General features: G+C 73.1%; 17 protein-coding genes. 10 read left to right on the forward strand and 7 right to left on the reverse strand.

All coding sequences use genetic code 11. The features are described from left to right. Positions 1 to 100 precede the first annotated feature (100 nt). The 4 genes from IPL61_32235 (at position 101) to IPL61_32250 (ending at position 5,067) form a co-directional block, all read left to right on the forward strand. Positions 101 to 988, forward strand: coding sequence for a hypothetical protein (locus IPL61_32235; GenBank protein ID MBK9035868.1), 888 nt, complete (start codon positions 101 to 103; stop codon positions 986 to 988). A 488-nt stretch (positions 989 to 1,476) separates the two neighbouring features. Then, the gene (locus IPL61_32240) at positions 1,477 to 1,962 is read left to right on the forward strand and encodes a hypothetical protein (GenBank protein ID MBK9035869.1); all 486 of its coding nucleotides are present in this window, start codon (positions 1,477 to 1,479) and stop codon (positions 1,960 to 1,962) included. Further along, positions 1,956 to 4,247 carry a hypothetical protein gene (locus IPL61_32245; protein ID MBK9035870.1) on the forward strand — a complete coding sequence of 764 codons (2,292 nt, stop codon included), beginning with the start codon at positions 1,956 to 1,958 and terminating at the stop codon, positions 4,245 to 4,247. The genes IPL61_32240 and IPL61_32245 overlap by 7 nt, the downstream gene beginning before the upstream one ends. 283 nt (positions 4,248 to 4,530) lie before the next feature. Next, complete coding sequence (locus IPL61_32250) at positions 4,531 to 5,067, forward strand: hypothetical protein (GenBank protein ID MBK9035871.1); 537 nt, start codon at positions 4,531 to 4,533, stop codon at positions 5,065 to 5,067. On the opposite strand, the gene IPL61_32255 is transcribed toward IPL61_32250, so the two are convergent. After that, on the reverse strand, positions 5,033 to 6,316 hold the full coding sequence (locus tag IPL61_32255) for a hypothetical protein (protein ID MBK9035872.1): 1,284 nt from the start codon (positions 6,314 to 6,316) through the stop codon (positions 5,033 to 5,035). The genes IPL61_32250 and IPL61_32255 overlap by 35 nt on opposite strands. 422 nt (positions 6,317 to 6,738) lie before the next feature. Between IPL61_32255 and IPL61_32260 the strand changes: the two genes are divergently transcribed. From IPL61_32260 to IPL61_32270, 3 genes are all read left to right on the forward strand, one after another. Beyond that, complete coding sequence (locus IPL61_32260) at positions 6,739 to 7,155, forward strand: hypothetical protein (GenBank protein MBK9035873.1); 417 nt, start codon at positions 6,739 to 6,741, stop codon at positions 7,153 to 7,155. Beyond that, positions 7,152 to 7,664, forward strand: coding sequence for a hypothetical protein (locus IPL61_32265; protein ID MBK9035874.1), 513 nt, complete (start codon positions 7,152 to 7,154; stop codon positions 7,662 to 7,664). Before IPL61_32260 ends, IPL61_32265 begins: the two co-directional genes overlap by 4 nt. 482 nt (positions 7,665 to 8,146) lie before the next feature. Next, positions 8,147 to 9,025: a hypothetical protein gene (locus IPL61_32270; GenBank protein MBK9035875.1), complete on the forward strand. Its 879-nt coding sequence runs from the start codon at positions 8,147 to 8,149 to the stop codon at positions 9,023 to 9,025. Between the two features lie 15 nt (positions 9,026 to 9,040). Here the strand turns inward: IPL61_32270 and IPL61_32275 are convergent, their stop codons facing one another. Then, positions 9,041 to 11,617, reverse strand: coding sequence for a CehA/McbA family metallohydrolase (locus IPL61_32275; protein ID MBK9035876.1), 2,577 nt, complete (start codon positions 11,615 to 11,617; stop codon positions 9,041 to 9,043). Positions 11,618 to 12,222: 605 nt separating this feature from the next. On the opposite strand from IPL61_32275, the gene IPL61_32280 reads away from it, so the two are divergent. Next, positions 12,223 to 13,218: a hypothetical protein gene (locus IPL61_32280; protein ID MBK9035877.1), complete on the forward strand. Its 996-nt coding sequence runs from the start codon at positions 12,223 to 12,225 to the stop codon at positions 13,216 to 13,218. A gap of 68 nt (positions 13,219 to 13,286) precedes the next feature. Here the strand turns inward: IPL61_32280 and IPL61_32285 are convergent, their stop codons facing one another. After that, a complete protein-coding gene (locus IPL61_32285) occupies positions 13,287 to 13,523 on the reverse strand; it encodes a hypothetical protein (protein MBK9035878.1) in 237 nt (78 codons plus the stop codon). 78 nt (positions 13,524 to 13,601) lie between these two features. After that, positions 13,602 to 14,516, reverse strand: coding sequence for an acyl-CoA desaturase (locus tag IPL61_32290; GenBank protein ID MBK9035879.1), 915 nt, complete (start codon positions 14,514 to 14,516; stop codon positions 13,602 to 13,604). A 176-nt stretch (positions 14,517 to 14,692) separates the two neighbouring features. On the opposite strand from IPL61_32290, the gene IPL61_32295 reads away from it, so the two are divergent. Further along, positions 14,693 to 15,202, forward strand: a complete 510-nt coding sequence (locus IPL61_32295; protein MBK9035880.1) for a DUF2505 domain-containing protein — start codon at positions 14,693 to 14,695, stop codon at positions 15,200 to 15,202. A gap of 82 nt (positions 15,203 to 15,284) precedes the next feature. Then, positions 15,285 to 16,973, forward strand: coding sequence for a protein kinase (locus IPL61_32300; GenBank protein MBK9035881.1), 1,689 nt, complete (start codon positions 15,285 to 15,287; stop codon positions 16,971 to 16,973). Between the two features lie 114 nt (positions 16,974 to 17,087). Here the strand turns inward: IPL61_32300 and IPL61_32305 are convergent, their stop codons facing one another. From IPL61_32305 to IPL61_32315, 3 genes are all read right to left on the reverse strand, one after another. Next, positions 17,088 to 17,384, reverse strand: coding sequence for a hypothetical protein (locus IPL61_32305; protein ID MBK9035882.1), 297 nt, complete (start codon positions 17,382 to 17,384; stop codon positions 17,088 to 17,090). 103 nt (positions 17,385 to 17,487) lie between these two features. After that, on the reverse strand, positions 17,488 to 17,910 hold the full coding sequence (locus tag IPL61_32310; GenBank protein ID MBK9035883.1) for a helix-hairpin-helix domain-containing protein: 423 nt from the start codon (positions 17,908 to 17,910) through the stop codon (positions 17,488 to 17,490). 44 nt (positions 17,911 to 17,954) lie between these two features. Further along, complete coding sequence (locus IPL61_32315; protein MBK9035884.1) at positions 17,955 to 18,227, reverse strand: hypothetical protein; 273 nt, start codon at positions 18,225 to 18,227, stop codon at positions 17,955 to 17,957. Between the last annotated feature and the right edge of the window lie 156 nt (positions 18,228 to 18,383).

Consider the following 18,383-nt stretch of genomic DNA (forward strand, 5'->3'; position numbering starts at 1 on the left):
GCGCGCCAGCGGCTCCGCCCCCGGCGCAGCGCCACGCCGGCCCAAGCGCGGCGGCAGCGCCGCGCCGGCGGAGGCGATCGGCGGGTTCCTCGACACGCCCGTGGTCGGCACGATCGACGTCGGCCGCCGCGGGATGTTCCTGCGCCTGGGCGCCGACGCCAGGTACGTCACCGGCGCCGACCGGACCCAGCAGGCGCTGGCCGCGTGGGTCCGGACGCTGGTCGGAGACGCCTACACCCCGCTCCTGGCGGAGGAGCTGACCGCCAAGCTCGGGCTCAAGATCGCCGGGCTCGCCGGGCTCGCCGAGGACGGCGAGGCGATGGCCGGTGACCGTGGCGGCTTCGGCACGACCACGGCGATGGTCGGCCTCGAGGTGGTGCGGTACCTGCGCGACGACCGGCGCCTGCCGCTCCGCCTCGACGACGGACGCCTGCGCCGCCTCGAGCACGCGGTCGCCGTGGAGCGCGCGTGGATCACGGTCTACGACCAGACCAAGGGCGCCGCGGCCGGCGGCGTCGTGCGCACCGACGTCGCGGCGTTCCCGTCGACGCACCGCCACTGGTGGGTGTCGCGGTCGCTGTTCATCGACATCGCCTGGAGCCTCGGCGCCAAGGTCGAGGCGCTGCGGGTCGCGATGCTGGCCTTCGATGCGCACCCGAGCGGCGCCGGCACGCCGAGCTTCGACGCGCAGGACCAGGCCATGGGCGCCCTCTGGGACGAGTTCAACCGCGGTGCCGATCCGCTCAACGCCACCTGGCGCGACGCCACCCTGCGCGCCCACCCCGGCATGCACTACTTGTTTCCGGAGATCGTCGACGCGACGGCCGCGGCGCCAGCCGGGGACGCGCAGCCCAAGCCGCCCAGCGGCCACGCCGCGCGGGTTCGGTTCATCGAGGTCTGTCTCGGGCGCTACGCCGCCCTGGCGGCGCGGGCGGTCGACGACCAGGCGCGCGCCGCGAGCCTCGTCGACATGCCCGCGGGGACTTAGGGCGCTGCCGTCGACTGGGAGCACGCCGAGCGCCGCCGGCGACGACGCGCTGAGTTCACGATCGCCCGGGCCAACGCCGTTGTTCCCGAGCCCGCGGCGGGTCGCGCTGCCGGGCCCGTTGTAACCTGCCGGGCGCCGAGGTCGCCGCCATCATGGGCGTCCGCGCCGATCACTGGTTCAGCCCGCGGGACACCGGTACTGGCGGGAACCGCCCGGGTCGAGCCGACCGACCTCGTCGCCGTGTCCGCGTCGGGCTGGACCTCGTTCAAGCGGCGGCTCGATCGCGAGGTCGGCTACACCTGGACCGACTGCCAGCGCCTGCGCAGGGAGTTCGCGAGCGTCTACGGGCCGACGGGGATCGGGGCCATCACCGTCGCCGCCTGCCGGGCATCTGCGGATGGCCGGGCACCGCCATCACGACGCCCTGCGCGCGATCTTTCGAGAAGCTGTACGAGAAGAGCCTGGTCCTGCCCGGTCCCGGCCTGTACGTGCTGCGGTGCTCGGCGGGCGATCCCGACCGCAGCGGCGCGCTGGTGCGGGTGCCGAGCGCTGCCTACCAGCTCCTCTACGTGGTCGAACCCGCCGAGCTCTCGCGCCGCCAGGCCGAGGCGGCGCTCGAGCGACTGCGGACGCAGGCGCTCGACGTCGTCGACCTCGAGGCCCTGGTGGCCGCTGACGCGCTCGCGGGCGACGAACTGGCGCAGGCGCGCGACACGATCGAGGCGATCCCGGCCGCGGTCGACGGCCGCGCGCCGGCGCCTACGGCCTGCAGCGCAAGAACTCGAGCGCGCGCTCGCCGACGACGGCGTCCTGCGGCAGGCCAGCGCCGACCCCGAGACCGCGCGCATCGAGGCTCCGCAAGCGGCTCGACGAGATCGCGCATCCTGCGCCAGCGCGGCGACAACCTGGCCCGCGCCACGGGCACCCCGTACCGCGTCTTCGCGGTCCTGGTCACGGACCCGGCCCGGTGCTGACCTTGATGATCGAGGCCATCGACGTGACGATCACGTCGACGTCGGCCACGGTCCACGTCGTCGACGCCACCGCGACCCGGAGCGGCTGGGAGCAGCGGACCGCGACGACCCGCGTGGGCGCGATCCGCGCGGCGCTGTTGAGCCTGCTCGAGAACAGCGTGACCGGCTACGGTCGCGGCTACTGCACGATCCTGGTCCCGACCAGCGGCCGGTCCGGCCTCGACGCCCACGAGCGGGCGACGTTCCGGGTCGATCTCGACACGGCGTCGCTCATGACCGAGCTGATCGAGGGCAGCGCGCTGGTCGTGTCGATCCTCGCGCTCCTGGCGGCGCCGTTCACGGGCGGCGCCAGCCTCGCCCTGCTGATCCCGCTGGGCGTGATCGGGGCCATCCCCTCGGCGTATCGCCTGGTCAAGCGGAACGAGGAGGGCACGTTCGCGTGGGACATGGAGACCGCGCTCGACATCGTCAACATCGCCAGCTCGGTGCTCGGCGTGAGCCAGACCGGCGCCGGCGCGCTCAAGCTGACCCGGCTGGCGAAGGTGGTCCAGTTCGCCGGCCACGGCGCCGACGGGCTCGGGCTGGTCCTCGGCACCAGCCAGTTCTTCGACGAGCTCGAGGCGATCGCGCGGGATGAGTCGCTGCTCCCGAACCAGCGCCGCCTGGCGATGACGATGGCGGTCGCCAACAAGCTCGTCAACGACGGCGTCATGGTCGGGCACGCGCTGGCGATGCGCGCCTACGGCCAGATGGTGCACGAGGGCCTCGACCCGCGCCGCTATCCGCTCGGACCCGAGGTCCTGCCCGCCAGCACCGAGCTGCCACCCGTCCGCGCGCGCTCGATCCCCGCCGAGCTCAAGCCGGCCAGCGCCGAGGTCCACGCCCAGGCGCGCGCCGGCGCCGGCCGCGACGTCCTGGTCCTCGTCGATCCCGCGCTCGCCGGCATGACCGCCGAGGTCCGGTACGTGCTCGACGCCTACGGCTTCATCGCCGAGGTCTACATCGCCCTGGGCCCGCGCGCCGGCGCCGCCCAGCTCCCGGCCCACGCCGCCACCGCCCGCCAGCTCTTCAAGTTCACCGGCGTCCTCGGCAAGGCCCGCACGCTCCTCGACTGGGCCCGCGCCTTCTTCGCCCGCGATCCGTCCCTCAAGGTCGGCAAGACCCGCGCCTGGGAGGCCCGCGTCGAGCTCGAGAAGCTGCCCAAGCAGCTCGCCGACTACATGCGCGGCGTCCACGCCGGCCTCGCCGACGGCTCGCTCACGCCGGCCGCCATCGACGCCTACGTCCGCGGTCTCTTCGATCAGCTCGCCGAGCACGAGGCCGCCCTGCGCGACGCCGCCACGCCCCGCGGCCGCATCGCCGCCGACGACCGCAGCGCGCCCCCACCGTCGGCCCGCCAGCAGCTCCTCGCCGCCGCCCGCGCCCAGGCGCTCGCGATCCTCGGCCTCGACCCCGCCGCGCTCGTCGTCCGCGAGGCCCCCGGCCGCGGCGAGGTCCGCGCCGGCGTCGACGACGACGGCCGGATCGCCCTCACGGTCCCCGAGCACTTCACCGACGGCTCGCCCATCGACGCCGTCGACCTCGGCTACGCCCTCGAGGACCACCGCGACCGCGCCGAGCGCCGCCCCGCCGACGTCACCCGCCCGGATCCAGCCAAGCCCTGGGACGCCGACCGCGAGGCCGCCTACCGCGGCCGGGCCAAGGCCGAGCCCGGCTACCGCTGGGAGCTCGCGCCCGACGGCACCCTCCGCTACGTCGGCCACCCGCCGCGCCTCTGGTCGCCCGCGCACGGCCGCTTCGCCCGCGACCCCGCCGCCCCGTCACCCCACGTCGGCCCCGCCCCACCGACGCCCCACCGAAGTACCGCGACGAGATCGTCCCCGACTTCTACGCGGGCACCGACCCCGATGCGCAGATCGCGGGATGGCAGATCGATGACAAGCGCCCACGGCAGAGCGGCGGCACAACGCATGTCTCCACCACCATCAAAGACGGCCTGCGCAAGGCAACAGTCGACAACAGCTTCACCCCCGCCACCGCCGAGCTGTCACTCGACGTGCACTTCTTCCACCAGGGGATCCCGACCAAGGTGCCCACCCAGCCGGCGATGGCCGCGGGGATGTCCCCGACCGCGATCTTCTTCACGCTCAGACAGATGCGCCAGCTCGGCATCGAGCCCGGGACGCTGCGCCGCCTGCGCCTGCACCAGATCCAGAACATCGAGACCGTCCTGCAGGTCGATAGCGCGCTCCGAGCGCTCGGCGCCAGCCTCGCGGATCCCGTGACCCCAGCCCTGGTCGCCAAGCTGGAAGCGACCGCGCTCGGCTGTACGCTCGCACCATCGCCCGACAGTCAGGCCACGTGATCACAGGCGTCGAGCTGGGCGGCGCGCGAGCACGATGGAAACTCGGAGAACTCACGAGCTACTACGAGACGGGCCTGCGTGCGCAGACCGACCTGGAAGCGCGCCCGCGACCTGCACATGCGCCTGCTGACTGACCATGGCCTGACTCGCGACGCCTCCGTCACGACCGACTTCGACCTCGTGTTCTTGCTGGAGGACGCCCCGTGAAGCCCACCATCACGCTCGTCGTCGACCGCGCGGCGATCGAATCCGTTACCCGGGGGCCGGACGCCGCCGAGGCCGAGATGAAGTGGTGGCACATCCGCGACCTCGCCGCCGCGCTCACCGCCGCCGGCGCCGACGCCCCGATCTTCCTCGGCGGTCTCGACGAGGCCCCCGAGTCCTGGGCCTACGTCTTGCTCACCGGCTGGCTCGACCAGGTCGCCTCAACCCCGCCGTCCGCGCCCGTCTTCCGCGCACCCTCGCGTTCATTGCGCTCAACGACCTGTCGCGAGGCCGAGAAGTTCGGCCTCGCAGGTGCGCTCCACGGCATCTCGGTCGAAGGCTACGAGGCCGACGCCACCGGGCGAGCCGTCGCCGCCGATGCGCCGTTCGCGGTTCGGAAAGAGGTGGCGGCGCGCCTGCACTGGTCACTCACCCCGATCAACTCGTCATCGGACTTCGCCTGCACCGACACGACCAACTCGCCGCTCCCCACCGCGCTGATCACCTACCTGAAGGCACTCCTCGGCGAGCCCTGACGTCCTCGGCAAGGCCCGCACGCTCCTCGACTGGGCCCGCGCCTTCTTCGCCCGCGATCCGTCCCTCAAGGTCGGCAAGACCCGCGCCGGGTGTGGCTCTCATGCTGATCAAGCGGACCATCGCGTCGGCCCAGCGGTCGCTGACGGCGAGCGCGCGGAGCTGAAGGACGTGCCGGCCCGTCGGCTCCTTCCACCGCGAGCCGGCCCGCTTCATGCGGACCTGGACGAGGGTCTTGCAGGTGGCCTCGACGTTGCCGCTGCCGATTGGCGGGCCCGCGGCGCGGGCGGCGGCGTAGTTCATGCGGCTGTGGTGGTGCGCGAGGTACGTGATCGCCTCGTGGACTGGGCGACCGTCGCCGACCTGGACGTGGGCTCGGTCGGCGGCCCGCAGCTCGCCGAGGATGTCGATCGCGGCGTGCTCGACGTTGAGCAAGCGCATGCGCCAATGCGCCAGCCGCGCCTGCGCGTCGCCGGCGAGCAGCGCGGGCAGCGCGCTGCCGGCTTTGTCGTGCAGCGTCACCGTCGCGACCCAGGCCATGCGCCAGGCGACCGTGATCGGGTTCTTCGGGGCACCGCGACGGCGACGCCCCGGCGGCCGTGGGCGCGGCTCGGCCATCGCGACCGCGACCCGGTCCAGCCCGACGCTGACGCTGCGGGCCTCGTCCGGTGGCTCGTAGGCCGTGATCAGCGCGTCCTCGATCTCGTCGTTGCGGGCGCCGTACAGCTCGCCGACGGCCTGCGTCACCCGGTCGAAGCTCGACCGGGAGTACGGGAGCCTCCCCACCTCCGCGGCGCTGGCCGCGGCTTCCCGCGCCGTGCCCCGCTGAACCTCGTGCGCCATCGCCCGGGCGGTCTGCGGCAGCCACCCGTCGGCGACGACGCCCGCGCGCAGGCTGACCGCGTCGACGACCTTGCCGTTGCGCACGCCGTCGGCCCGGTACACCGAGCGCAACACGGGCACCGGCCCCGCGAGCGTGTAGTAGGTCTGCGCATGCCGGCCGACGCGGGTGTAGGTCTGCCGGTCGATCCGGACCCGCGGTTCGTCGACATCGAGCCCGCCCAGCAACCCGGCATGGGCCGCCCGCTCGACCTCGGCCGTCGCGGCCGCCACCCGCTGCTCGACCCGCCCGTAGTCGATCGCCTTGCCACCGGCGCCGCGGCGGCCCTCAGCCACGACCAGGGTGACCAGCGCTTCCACCGCGGTGCTCAACGCCTTGAACTCATCCGGCACTTCGATCACCATGCGCACGGGGCATCCTTCCGTCGAGAGAGCCTAAGCAACCCCTCGATGGCACGGGCTCTGCCCCAACTTCAAGCGGCCCGCGGATCAAGCCGCGGTCCGGATCTCTCCGCCCTGCTCAGGATGAGATCCACACCCCTCTCGCTCGGTGAACTCCTCTTGACACTGCAAGGCGGCCGCCTGAAATGGTCACTACGAGATAGCGACACCTACGGAGACTACCTGAGTACGGGGCTTGGGGATGGACACACGCGCCTGCGCATCTTCGCGACTGGTCCAGGCTTCGTGTTGAACATCGACTGGATCTACTCGCTGAAGGGAGTCATGAGCCGCGCGGAGGTGGAGGCCATCGTGCAACACGAGGTCCTTGCTCGAATCGGCGCGCTCTCGGTGACCCCTCGAGAATCGTGGGACTGACCACGCTCCGGCAGATGCGCCAGCTCGGCGTCGAGCCCGGCGCCCTGCGCCGCCTGCGCTTGCACCAGATCCAGAACATCGAGACCGTCCTGCAGGTCGATAGCGCGCTCCGAGCGCTCGGCGCCAGCCTCGCGGATCCCGTGACCCCAGCCCTGGCCGCCAAGCTGGAAGCGACCGCGCTCGGGCTGTACGCTCGCACCATCGCCCGACAGTCAGGCCACGTGGTCACAGGCGTCGAGCTGGGCGGCGGGCGAGCACGATGGAAACTCGGGGACCTCATGAGCTACTACGAGACGGGCCTACGTGCGCAGGCCGACCCGAAGCGCGCCCGCGACCTGCACAAGAGCCTGCTGACTGACCATGGCCTGACTCGCGACGCCTTCGTCACGACCGACTTCGACCTCGTGTTCTTGCTGGAGGACGCCCCGTGAAGCTCACCATCACGCTCGTCGTCGACCGCGCGGCGATCGAACTCGGCGCGCGAAAGCCGGACGTTGTCGAGCGTCTGATGAAGCGCTGGCACATCCGCGACCTCGCCGCTGCGCTCATCGCCGCCGGCGCCGACGCCCCGGTCTTCCTCGGCGGCCTCGACGAGGCCCCCGAGTCCTGGGCCTACGTCTTGCTCACCGGCTGGCTCGACCCGGTCGCCTCCAACCCCGCCGTCCGCGCCCGCTTTCCGCGCACCGTCGCGTTCATTGAGATCAACGAGACCTGCCGCGATGCCGAGAAGTACGGCCTGGCCGGCGCGCTCCATGACATCTCGATCTACGGATACCGGGCCGACGCCACCGGGCGAGCTGTCGCCGCCGACGCGCCGTTCGCGGTTCGGAAAGAGGTCGCGGCGCGCCTGCACTGGTCACTCACCCCGATCAACTCGTCATCGGACTTCGCCTGCACCGACACGACCAACTCGCCGCTCCCCACCGCGCTGATCACCTAGCTGACGGCACTCCTCGGCGAGCCCTGACGTCCTCGGCAAGGCCCGCACGCTCCTCGACTGGCCCGCGCCTTCTTCGCCCGCGATCCGTCCCTCAAGGTCGGCAAGACCCGCGCCTGGGAGGCCCGCGTCGAGCTCGAGAAGCTGCCCAAGCAGCTCGCCGACTACATGCGCGGCCGACGGCTCGCGCACGCCCGCCGCCATCGACGCCTACGTCCGCGGCCTCTTCGATCAGCTCGCCGAGCACGAGGCCGCCCTGCGCGACGCCTCCGCGCCCCGCGGCCGCATCGCCGCCGACGACCCCGCCGCGCTCGTCGTCCGCGAGGCCCCCGGCCGCGGCGAGGTCCGCGCCGGCGTCGACGACGACGGCCGGGCGACGTCGATCCACCGCGCGGTCCCAGCCAAGGTGTCGCCCCAGCCAGCGATGGCCGCGCGGACCGCCCGCACGCCAGCACGATCCGCCCGCTCGCGCGTTCGAGGCAGGGATGCGTGCCGCGCTGTCCGTGCTCCTGCTGACCGCGTGCCTCAGCGCGCGCTCGGCGCCCTGGCGGCCGGTCGACCGCGGCGCGACCGCGACCGACGTGCTCGCCGCCGCGACCTTCACCGACCGCGCGCCGGCCGAGGCGATCGTCGTCCCGCGCTGGACCCGCTGGGGCGACCTGGCCGCGCTCGCGGCGGTCCGCGGCGTCTACGCCGGCCCCGAGTGGCTGGCGGTGGTGAGCCAGGGCGCGGTCGCCACGGTCGCGCCGGGGGCGCCGGCGTTCGTGGGCGTCGTGGGCCCGGACCGCCCGGCGCTGGTGCGGCTCGCGCGTCGCCCTGGCGCGCCGGCGGGCGCGGGCCTCGGCGAGGTCACGGTCGTCACGCTCGACCGCGCCGACGCGCCGCTCGATCTGCCGGCCACGCTCGACGACGCGCACCGCCGCTGGACCACCTACGCAGCGGCGGCGGACCCGGCGCTCTTGGCCGCGCTCGTCGCCGCTGGCGACGCCACGCCGGGCCAGCCGCTGAGCGCCGAGCGCCGCGACGACGCCGAGCTGTTCGTGCCGAGCTGGGGCGCGGGGCGGCTGACCGTCATCTACGGCCGCCACCTGGCCCGGGCCAGCTCGAGGACGACGGTCACGACCACGCCGTGCGCCAAGTACGGCGGCCGCGACCGCGACCGCGAGCTCGACCTCGACCTCGAACCGCAGGTCCCCCGACAGCAACCGGCGCCGTGCCCGCCGCCGATGCCGATCGAACACACGATCACCCGCGGCTACGCCGCCGACCTCGCGCTGGTCCTCGAGTACGACCGCGCGGGCCGGCTGATCGCCGAGACGGCGTACCCGGCCCACGCGGTGCCGGGCCCGGCGCCGGGCCCATGAGCCGCCGCGCCGCCGCTACGGCTTGACGAAGATCGGGTTCGACACGCCGAACGGCGTGCGGCCGGGGTGGACCGGCTCGAGCGTCGCGTCGCCGTAGGCGGCGATGACCACGAAGCCCGAGCCGTCGGCGCGGACGTCGATCGGGATCGCGCCGCGCCAGCGCACCGCCGGGTTGGTGGGGTCGGCGTCGCCCGGCATGATCGGGATCGTGTCGACCCGCGCGCCGTCGACCATCACGTCGATGGCGTCGACGTCGATCCACGACGCCGCCTGGATCACCACGTCGACGTCCGCGGTCATGCCCAGGCCGCTGGCGGTGTCGCCGGGGCGCGCGGCGCCGACCGACGCGGTGACGTAGATGCCGCCCGAGACCGTGCCGTGGCCGGCCGCGAGCGTATCGCGCACCTGGTTCGCGGTGACCTGGCGCGGATCGTCGGTGCCCAGCGCCAGGCACGTGCGCGGGTAGCCGACCGGCGAGCCGGCGATGCTGTGGCTGTCCGACGAGCCGACCGCGAAGATCTTGCGACCGGCCTTGAGCAGCCCCATCCAGTCGCGGACGGTGCCGTCGAAGTTCGACTGCCAGCTCGAGTCGTTGAACACCTCGACCAGCGTGAACTGCGTGTCCCAGTCGGCGGTCGCGGTCGCGATGCCGGTCGCGGCGTCGTAGCCGACGTAGCCGAAGTAGTTGGTGCTGCCGCGCGGGTGGTTGATGATCACGACCGGGGCCTCGGGCCGGGCCCGGGCGGCGTCGAACACCGCCACCGGCGACAGCGTCGCGAACGGCTCGTCGGGGCGGTCGGCGGTCGGGAACGTCTGCCACGTCGGCGCGCCGGCGTTGACCTTGGTCGGATCGGGCACGAGCGGGAACACGCCCATGTGGCCCCAGGTCTCGAAGCTCGTCATCTCGATCGAGCCGAACCCGGCGGCCCACCGCTGGGCGCCGAGCGCGGCGATCTCGGCGGCGAAGTCGGCGACGTACTCGTGCTCGGAGCGCACCGGCAGCTCGAGCCCGTCGGCGATCGCGCTCGCGACCTTGAGCTCGGCGTCGTCGCCCGAGTCGTTCGAGCGCGCGGTGTGGATGTGGAAGTCGCCGCACATCGTCGCGCTGGTGTCGACCTCGAGCGGCAGCTCGGCGAGGACGTCGACGGTCTGACCGGCGGTGACGGTCAGCGGCCGCCGCACGACATCGTACTCGAAGCCGTGCGAGACGACCAGCTCCCACGAGCCCGGCGGCACCGGGATGGTCACGTCGCCCGAGATCGTGAACGCCACGCGCAGCCGGTCGCCGGCGAAGCGATCCTCGCCGTAGTTGGCGGGGATGTTCGGCATCTCCTGGCTGGCGGCCGGCAGGATCTGGACGCGGCCCGGCATCCGGCGGTTGCCGTCGCTGACGTGGACCGTGACCAGCGCCGGCGCCGGCAGCGCGACGTCGCCCGTGCCGGTGGCGGCGTCGACGACGACGGCCCCGACCTGCGCGGCCTCGGCCACCGCGACCACCCGCGCGCTGGCGCCGGTCGGCACGTGCAGCGTGTAGCTGCCGTCGGCGGCGGTCGTGGTCCGGGTGTAGTAGTCATCGGTGGCGGCGTCGACCGCGTGGACGTGGACGCCCGGCGCTGGCGCCGCGCCGCGGGTGACCGTGCCGGTGATCGTGCGCAGCGCGGTGCCGCGATCGTCGGCGAGGGCGGTGACGAGGCCGTCGAGGCCGGGCCCGCCGATCACGATCTGGGCGTGGACCCGATCGAACGCCGCGCACGCCGGCAGCCGGAAGCCCGCCGCGATGCCGCCGACGAAGCCCGACACCGACAGCGCCGAGCCGATCACGTCCGCGGGCACGTAGGCCCAGCTGGTGGCGTCGTCGTCGACCAGGCCGACGTAGGGCGTGCCGCCGATCTGATCGGTGAAGCCGCGGGCCGGCACGAACACCGGCGTGCGCTTGGTGTACATCAGCGCGTGCAAGATGCCGCCGGTCTCGAGCTGGCGATCGACGTCCGACAGGTAGCGGTAGCGGACGTCGATCCGGTTGGAGCCCGGCGCGAGCTCGTAGTCGATCGCGGCGCGCACGCCGGTCAGGTCCTGGAACACGCCCATCGTGACCGCGTCGAAGAACGGCACCGGGTGCAGCGTCCCGACCGTCCGGATGATCGCGGGCCCGCCCATCGAGCCGTCGGCCAGGACCGAGACGTCCTCGGTGACGATCGACGCGCGCCCGGTCAGCAGGAACACCTCGCCGAAATTGGCGGGCTCGATCATGCGGCCCCCGGCGACCCGGGCCATGCCGACCGGCCGCCCGCCCCAGGGATCGTAGAGGTCGCTGTCGCCGGCGTCCTCGATCACCAGCGCGACGCGATCGTTGGCGAGCACGAAGTCGCCGGCCTTCCAGGTGACCAGCCCCGACGGCACCGCCGGCAGATCGGCGGCCTGGAGCCGGCCCGCGCGGGCCTCGGTCGGGCCCGCGCCGAGCGGCTGCGCGTGGCCGTTGGCGTCGCCGATGACGAACGGCGCCGGTGGATCGCAGGTGTTCGGATTGCTGCCGTCGTCGCCACCGCAAGCGGCGAGGACGGCGGCGAGGACCAGGGCCAGGTGCCGGCGCATGGCGGCGATGGTACCGCCATCACCGCGCCACGGACACGTCGTCGGAATGCGACATTGGCCACACACACGGGTGATGTCTCAGGGTCAGCGGCGGGGCCACGCGTCGGGATCGGAGTCCGGATCGGCGTCCGGATCGGAGTCGGGATCGGGATCCGGATCGGCGTCGGGATCGGAGCGGGATCGGAGCCGGGATCCGGATCGGAGTCGGGATCGGAGTCCGGATCGGAGTCCGGATCGGCTTGGGATCGGGATCGGGATCGGCGTCGGGATCGGGCGTCGGATCGGCGTCCGGATCGGCGTCGGGATCGGCGTCGGATCGGGATCGGATCGGGATCGGGATCAGGATCGGGATCGGAGCCGGGATCCGGATCGGAGTCGGGATCGGCGTCCGGATCGGCGTCGGGATCGGCGTCGGGATCGGCGTCCGGATCGGCGTCGGGATCGGCGTCCGGATCGGCGTCCGGAATCCGGCGTCCGGCGCCGCGATCAGGATCGGGATCGTGCGACCGACGACAGCGTGGCGCGCGGCACCGTGCGCCGCGAATCGTTCGACGACGGGTTGCGGCGACGGCGCGGGCCGTCGACAATCGTAGCCTGGAGGCACGATGCGCTCGACCCCACTGATCCTCGTCGGCCTGTGTGCGGCGCTCGCGACCGGCTGCCCGCCGCCGAAGGGCACGGGGCCCGCGGCGGGAGGCTCCCAGATCAACCCCAGCGCGTGCGGCGACCTCTCGACGGACAAGGTCACGCGCAAGCTCCACGCGTTCCTGGCGGCGTCGGCCGACCTCGATCGCGCCACCGCGGAGCTCGAGCGCTCGGTCCACGACGCGTGCGTGCGCATGACGGCCGAGCTCGGGGTCGCCACCGACGGCGACACCCGCACCGTGTGCGCGCGCGCCGCCGACGAGCTCAAGGCCAACCTGGCGGTGTCGGTCAGCCAGGAGCAGCGCCTCGTCACGCGCTACGAGCCGCCGGTGTGCACGTCCGAGATCTCGTTCACCGCCGGGCTCGTGGCCGAGTGTGAGGCCTCGGTCGCCGCCGACGTGGCGGTCCGGTGCGAGGGCACCTGCAGCGGCACCTGCAACGGCGCCTGCGACGGCACCTGCGCCACCACCGGCGCCGACGGCCAGTGCGCCGGCACCTGCAGCGGCACCTGCAACGGCAGCTGCGCGGGCAGCTGCGCCGGCTACGCCTCGGTCGACGCCTCGGCCGAGTGCCGGGCCTCGGCCGAGATCCAGGCGTCGGTCCACACCGAGTGCACCGAGCCCAAGGTCGTCGTGGTCACCGAGACCGTCACGGTCATCGACGACGCGAAGTTCCAGCGCGCGACGGCGGCGATCAACGCCGGCATGCCGACCCTGCTCAAGGTGGGGGCCCGGGCCGAGCTGGTCGGCAAGGCCCTGGGTCGCTGGGTGTCGACCGGCGCCGCCCTGGTCCAGTCGTCGGGGCAGCTCGTCGGCAACCTCGGCGAGCGCGGCCTGTGCGTGGCTGGCCAGCTGGCCGCGACCGTCGCGGCGGTGGCGCAGATCCAGGCGCGCATCTCGGTGTCGATCGAGGTGTCGGCCTCGGTGTCGGCCTCGGCCGGCGGCTCGGCCCAGTAGCCGCCGCGACGCCGCGACGCGCGGCCCTGCCCCTGCACCTGCGGAGGCCTGCGACAGGCCCCCGGACCTCAGGCCATCGCGAGCTGGCCGCGCGCGCGCAGCTCGGCCATCTGGTTGCGCATCGCCGCCTCCTCGAGCGCCGCGCGCATGCCCGGGCGGGCCTGGGTGTAGGCGAACCAGGCGGTCCGCATGAAGTCGTCGAGTGTCACGTCGTCCTCGACGCTGGCCAGCGCCGCGCGCTCCAGCAGCGCCCGGGTCGACGCCGGCGCCGGCGGCGCGTCGTCGGTTGGATCGAAGTCGGTCATGTGGACAACAGAACCATCCCGGAGCCCCTCGTCAACCCTGACCGATCGCCCAGGCCTCCCTGGGGTCCGCCCAGGGCCTCAAGCGGCGGCGCGGGTGGTCTCGTCGCTGACCGGCTCCGGACCCGGCTCATCCGGAGACGCCCGCCGCGGCTTGGCGGTCTGGTCGCGGACGTGGCGGGGCACGCCCTCGACGTCCCAGACGATCCGGAACAGCTCGAGGGTCTTGAGCGCGTAGAATGACAGGTCGATCTCCCACCAGTAGAAGCCCTGGCGCGCCGACCGCTGGTAGTGATGGTGGTTGTTGTGCCAGCCCTCGCCCAGGGTCAGCAGGCCCAGGAGCGGGTTGTTGCGGCTGTCGTCATCGGTCGGGTACCGGCGGCTGCCCCAGACGTGGGCCAGCGAGTTGATCGTGAAGGTCAGGTGCCACAGCACGACCGTCGACACGAAGTAGCCCCAGACCAGCGCGTGGGCGCCGCCGATCAGGTACAGCGCCCCCGCGTACGCGACCGTGAACAGGATCTCGAACCGGTCGATGAAGCGCAGCTCGGGATAGCTGGCCAGGTCCTTGACCTTGGTGTGGTCGGCGTACTGGTGACGCCGGACCAGGATCCAGAACATGTGCGACCACCAGAACCCGCGCTGCCGCGGCGAGTGCAGATCCTCGGGCTGATCGGAGTACTTGTGGTGGTTGCGGTGGTGCGCGGCCCACCACAGCGGGCCCTTCTGGGTCGAGATCACGCCGAGCAGCGCGAACCCGAGCTGGCCCGCGCGGCTGGTCTTGAAGGTCCGGTGCGAGAAGTAGCGGTGGTAGCCCGCGGTGATGCCGAACATGCGGACCACGTACGAGCCCGCGCACAGCGCCAGCCCCGACCACGAGAACCCCAGCAGGGCCAGGCCGACCACCGCGACCACGTGGACGCTCCAGTACGGGATGGTGTCGATCCAGCGGACCCGGTCGAGGGCGGCGGCTTCGGCTTGTGGGGACGACGACATGGGTGGCCACGCTACGACGGCGGCGGCGCGGCGTCGACCACGAGCCGAACAGCGATCGACCGCGGGCGCGTGACCAATTCGTGACACAGCCCGTCGACCGGCCGGACCACTGGCGCCCGCGGCGGCGCCGGACGTGCGCGCCCCGGTGGTCCGATGTTATGACGGTAGCTCACGCCATGGCCACGCCGTTCCACTTCGAGTACCGCTTCCGCGCGCCGTCGGCGGCCGCCGTCCTCGCGGCCTACTTCGACGACGCGTGCCGCGACGAGCAGGACCGCGCGGTCGAGGTCGCGCGCCGCGAGATCCTCGAGGACGTCGACGGACCGACGACCCGGCGCCGGGTCAGCCGGGTGTTCCCGCGCCGCCAGCTCCCGGCGATCATCCGGACCCTGGTCAAGGGCGACCTGTCCTACGACGAGACGGTGGTGTGGGCCAAGGCCGACGACCGGATCGACTTCGACATCCGGCCCCGGCTGCTCGACGGCAAGGCCCACATCGACGCCCGCTACCAGCTCCGGCCCGGCGGGCCGGGTGAGATCGTCCGCAGCTACGACGGCACGGTCGCCGTCGAGGTGCGCCTGGTCGGCGGGCGGGTCGAGCGCGCGATCATCGGCGACCTCGAGCGCTCGCTCGTGACCTCGGCCGCCGTCACGCAGGCCTACCTCGACCGCGGGCGCCCGACGTGACGGGGGTCGCACGCGCGGGGACCGCGCACCCGCGATATACTTTCCAGGTGATCCGCCCGGGTGTGCCTGCGAGGGGACGGCGTTGACGACGCCGGTGGCGGCGCCACGCGAGCGCGCGCTGGGCGAGTACCAGCTCCTGGCCAAGCTGGCCACGGGCGGCATGGCCGAGATCTTCCTGGCGCGCAAGCGCGGCGGCGATCAGCAGATCCAGGTGGTCAAGCGGATCCTGGCGCACCTCGCGGACGACGAGCACTTCGTGACGATGTTCCGCGACGAGGCCCAGCTGGCCTCGCAGCTCGTGCACCCGAACATCTGCCGGGTCCACGAGCTCGGCCACGTCGGCGACGTGTGGTTCATCGTGATGGAGTACCTGCACGGCGTGGCCCTGTCGCGCCTGCTGTCACAGCTGTCGAAGCGACGCCAGTTCCTCGACGTGCGGACCGTGGCTGGGCTGATGGTCCAGGCGTGCGACGGGCTCGAGGCCGCCCACGAGGCGCGCGGCGCCGACGGCCACCCGCTCGGCGTCGTCCACCGCGACGTGTCCCCGCCCAACATCCTGCTGACCGTCGACGGCACCGTGAAGCTGCTCGACTTCGGCATCGCCAAGGCCCGCGGCGCCAACTCGAAGACCCGGACCGGCACGGTCAAGGGCAAGAACGCGTACATGTCGCCCGAGCAGATCCTCGGCAAGGCGCTCGACCGGCGCAGCGACGTGTTCGCGCTGGCGGCGGTGATGTACGAGCTGCTCGCGGTGCGGCGGCTGTTCCACCGCGACAGCGACTTCCTGACGTTCAAGGCCATCACCGAGGAGCCGATCCCCGACATCCGCGAGCGTCGCAGCGACCTGCCGCCGCAGGTGATCGCGGTCCTGACCCAGGCCCTGGCCCGCGATCCGGCCGCGCGGTTCCCGACCGCGGTCGCCATGCGCGACGCGATCATCGCCGCGACCGCGAGCCTCGGCGGCCCGGCCAGCCCGGACGAGATCAAGACCATGCTCGCGCGCGACTTCGCCGACGAGCTGGCGAGCAAGGACGCGCTGGTGGCCGACGCCGCCAGGCTCCACGACGACGACGCCCCGCTGACCGGCCCCGGCCAGGCCGCGCCGCCGACGCCGGTCGCCAGCATCTCGGCGCTGGCCCGGGAGGACAGCGACTTCTTCGACCGCACCCCGGTCGCCCGCGCGGGGCGCGCGCAGACCGGCCCGGCCGACGATCGGCCCTCGACGTCGGTGTTCGTCGATGGCCCCGCGGCGCCGGGCGTGACCGCGGCGCCGACCTCGGTCGAGATGCTGCGCCAGCCCGACCCGACGACCGATCTGCTGCGCGATCGGCGGCGGCGGGCGGTGCGGTTCGGCGCCGGGCTGGTGGTCGTGGTCGCGCTGGTCGCGGTGGTGTTCAAGTTCGGGCTCGGGCGCGGGCTCGGGCTCGGCGGCGACGGCGACCAGCCCGCGGCGGCGGTCGCCGTGGCGGCGCCGATCGACGCCGGCGTGGCCGCGCCCGGGCTGGTCCCGGTCGACGCCGCGGTCGACGCCGATCAGACCCGGGCCGACATCACCGCCCTGGCCCGCTACGGCTTCTTCTCGATCGGCTCCGACAAGAAGGCGGTGATCTACATCGATCACAAGCGCATCGCCGAGGCGCCGCTGATCCGCTACCCGCTCGAGCCCGGGCCGCACCAGATCAAGGCGGTCGGCCCGCGCAACAAGGCCAAGCGGTTCGACGTCATGATCGAGGCGACCAAGGACGTCGACCTCGGCGTCATCGAGTGGTGACCGCGCCCGGCGGGGCGCCCGCCGTCACGACAGCGGCGCGGGGCGGATGCTCGCGATGTGCATGCCGGCGCCATCGAGGGGGGACCGCGCTGGGCTCGGCGCCCGCGCCGGCCGTCACGACAGCGGCGCGGGGCGGATGCTCGCGATGTGCATGCCGCTCGGCGTGGTCGTGACGATCTGCACCCGCTCGCCGGCCGCGAACAGCGGCACCAGCTCCGGCGGCCCCTGGAAGTGCACGCCGGCCAGGTTGTTGACGTCGATGTCGCGCCCGTCGCCGTCGGTGGCCTGCTCGATCTCGAGCACGATCCGCGCGACCTGCCGCGGGGCGACGCTGTGGAACTTCGCCATCGCGGCGTACAACTCGATGGTCCGGATGGTGCCTACCACCCGCATGCCCACAGAGTCGCTCATGCCACGATGATACATGGACCGCGTGGCCGCCATCCCGAGCGGGACCGACGATCGCCGGCGCAGCCGCACCCACATGGTAGGCACGACGGCGCCGGCGGGCGGATCACTCGGCGTCGGCCGCCAGGGTGGTCGGCCCCTTGATGTCGAGGAAGCGCTCCAGCTTCTTCAGCGTCTTGCGCCCGAACCCCTTCACCCGGCGCAGGTCGGCGACCCGCTTGAACGGGCCGTGCTTGCCGCGGAACGCGACGATGCGCTCGGCCTTGGCCGGCCCGACCCCGGGCAGCATCTCGAGCTGTTCGGCGGTCGCGGTGTTGAGGTTGAGGCGGCCGGACGTGGCCTTGTGGGCGGGCGGATCGTCGTCGCCGACATCGGCGGTCGCCGCGGCGATCGACGGCGGCGCCGCCCGCGCGGCCCGCGGCTCGAGCCAGCCGAGCGCGGCGACCGCGACCGCGGCGGCGACGACGACGCTCCACCACGAGCGCCGGGACGAGGGGATGGACAGGGACACAGACGTGGACGTGGACATGATCGAAGACCTCAGGTGATGACGTTGCGTGGATGGGAGGGGGTTCAGAACGGCAGCGGCTCGGCGGCGCGCGCCGGCGCGGCCTCGTCCTTGCGCTTGGCCCGGGGCTGCAGGTCCTCCTCGTCGAGCTCGCGCAGCTGCAGCTTGAGGTTGGCCGGCAGCACGTCGAGGTACAGGTTCACCGACTGATCCTTGTTGGCGAACCCGCTGCCGACGCGCAGCCAGAACGTGGTGCCGTCCTTGCGTTCGATCGGGCACAGCACCTTGAACATGCGCCCCTTGTTGCCGAACCCCGGTGTCGTGATCGAGAGACTCATCGCAGTTGCTCCTTGAGTTGGTTGCACGGGTCCTCATGGCAAGCGGCGTGCCGCGCCCAACCCCGCGTTCGCTCGTCGCCATCGTCCGATTATCGGACGCCGCCGTCCGAATGCCGGACGATCGTCCCAGCCCCGGCCAGCGCCCGGCCGGGCCCG

The organism is Myxococcales bacterium, from assembly GCA_016717005.1.
Lineage (GTDB): Bacteria > Myxococcota_A > Polyangia > Haliangiales > Haliangiaceae > UBA2376.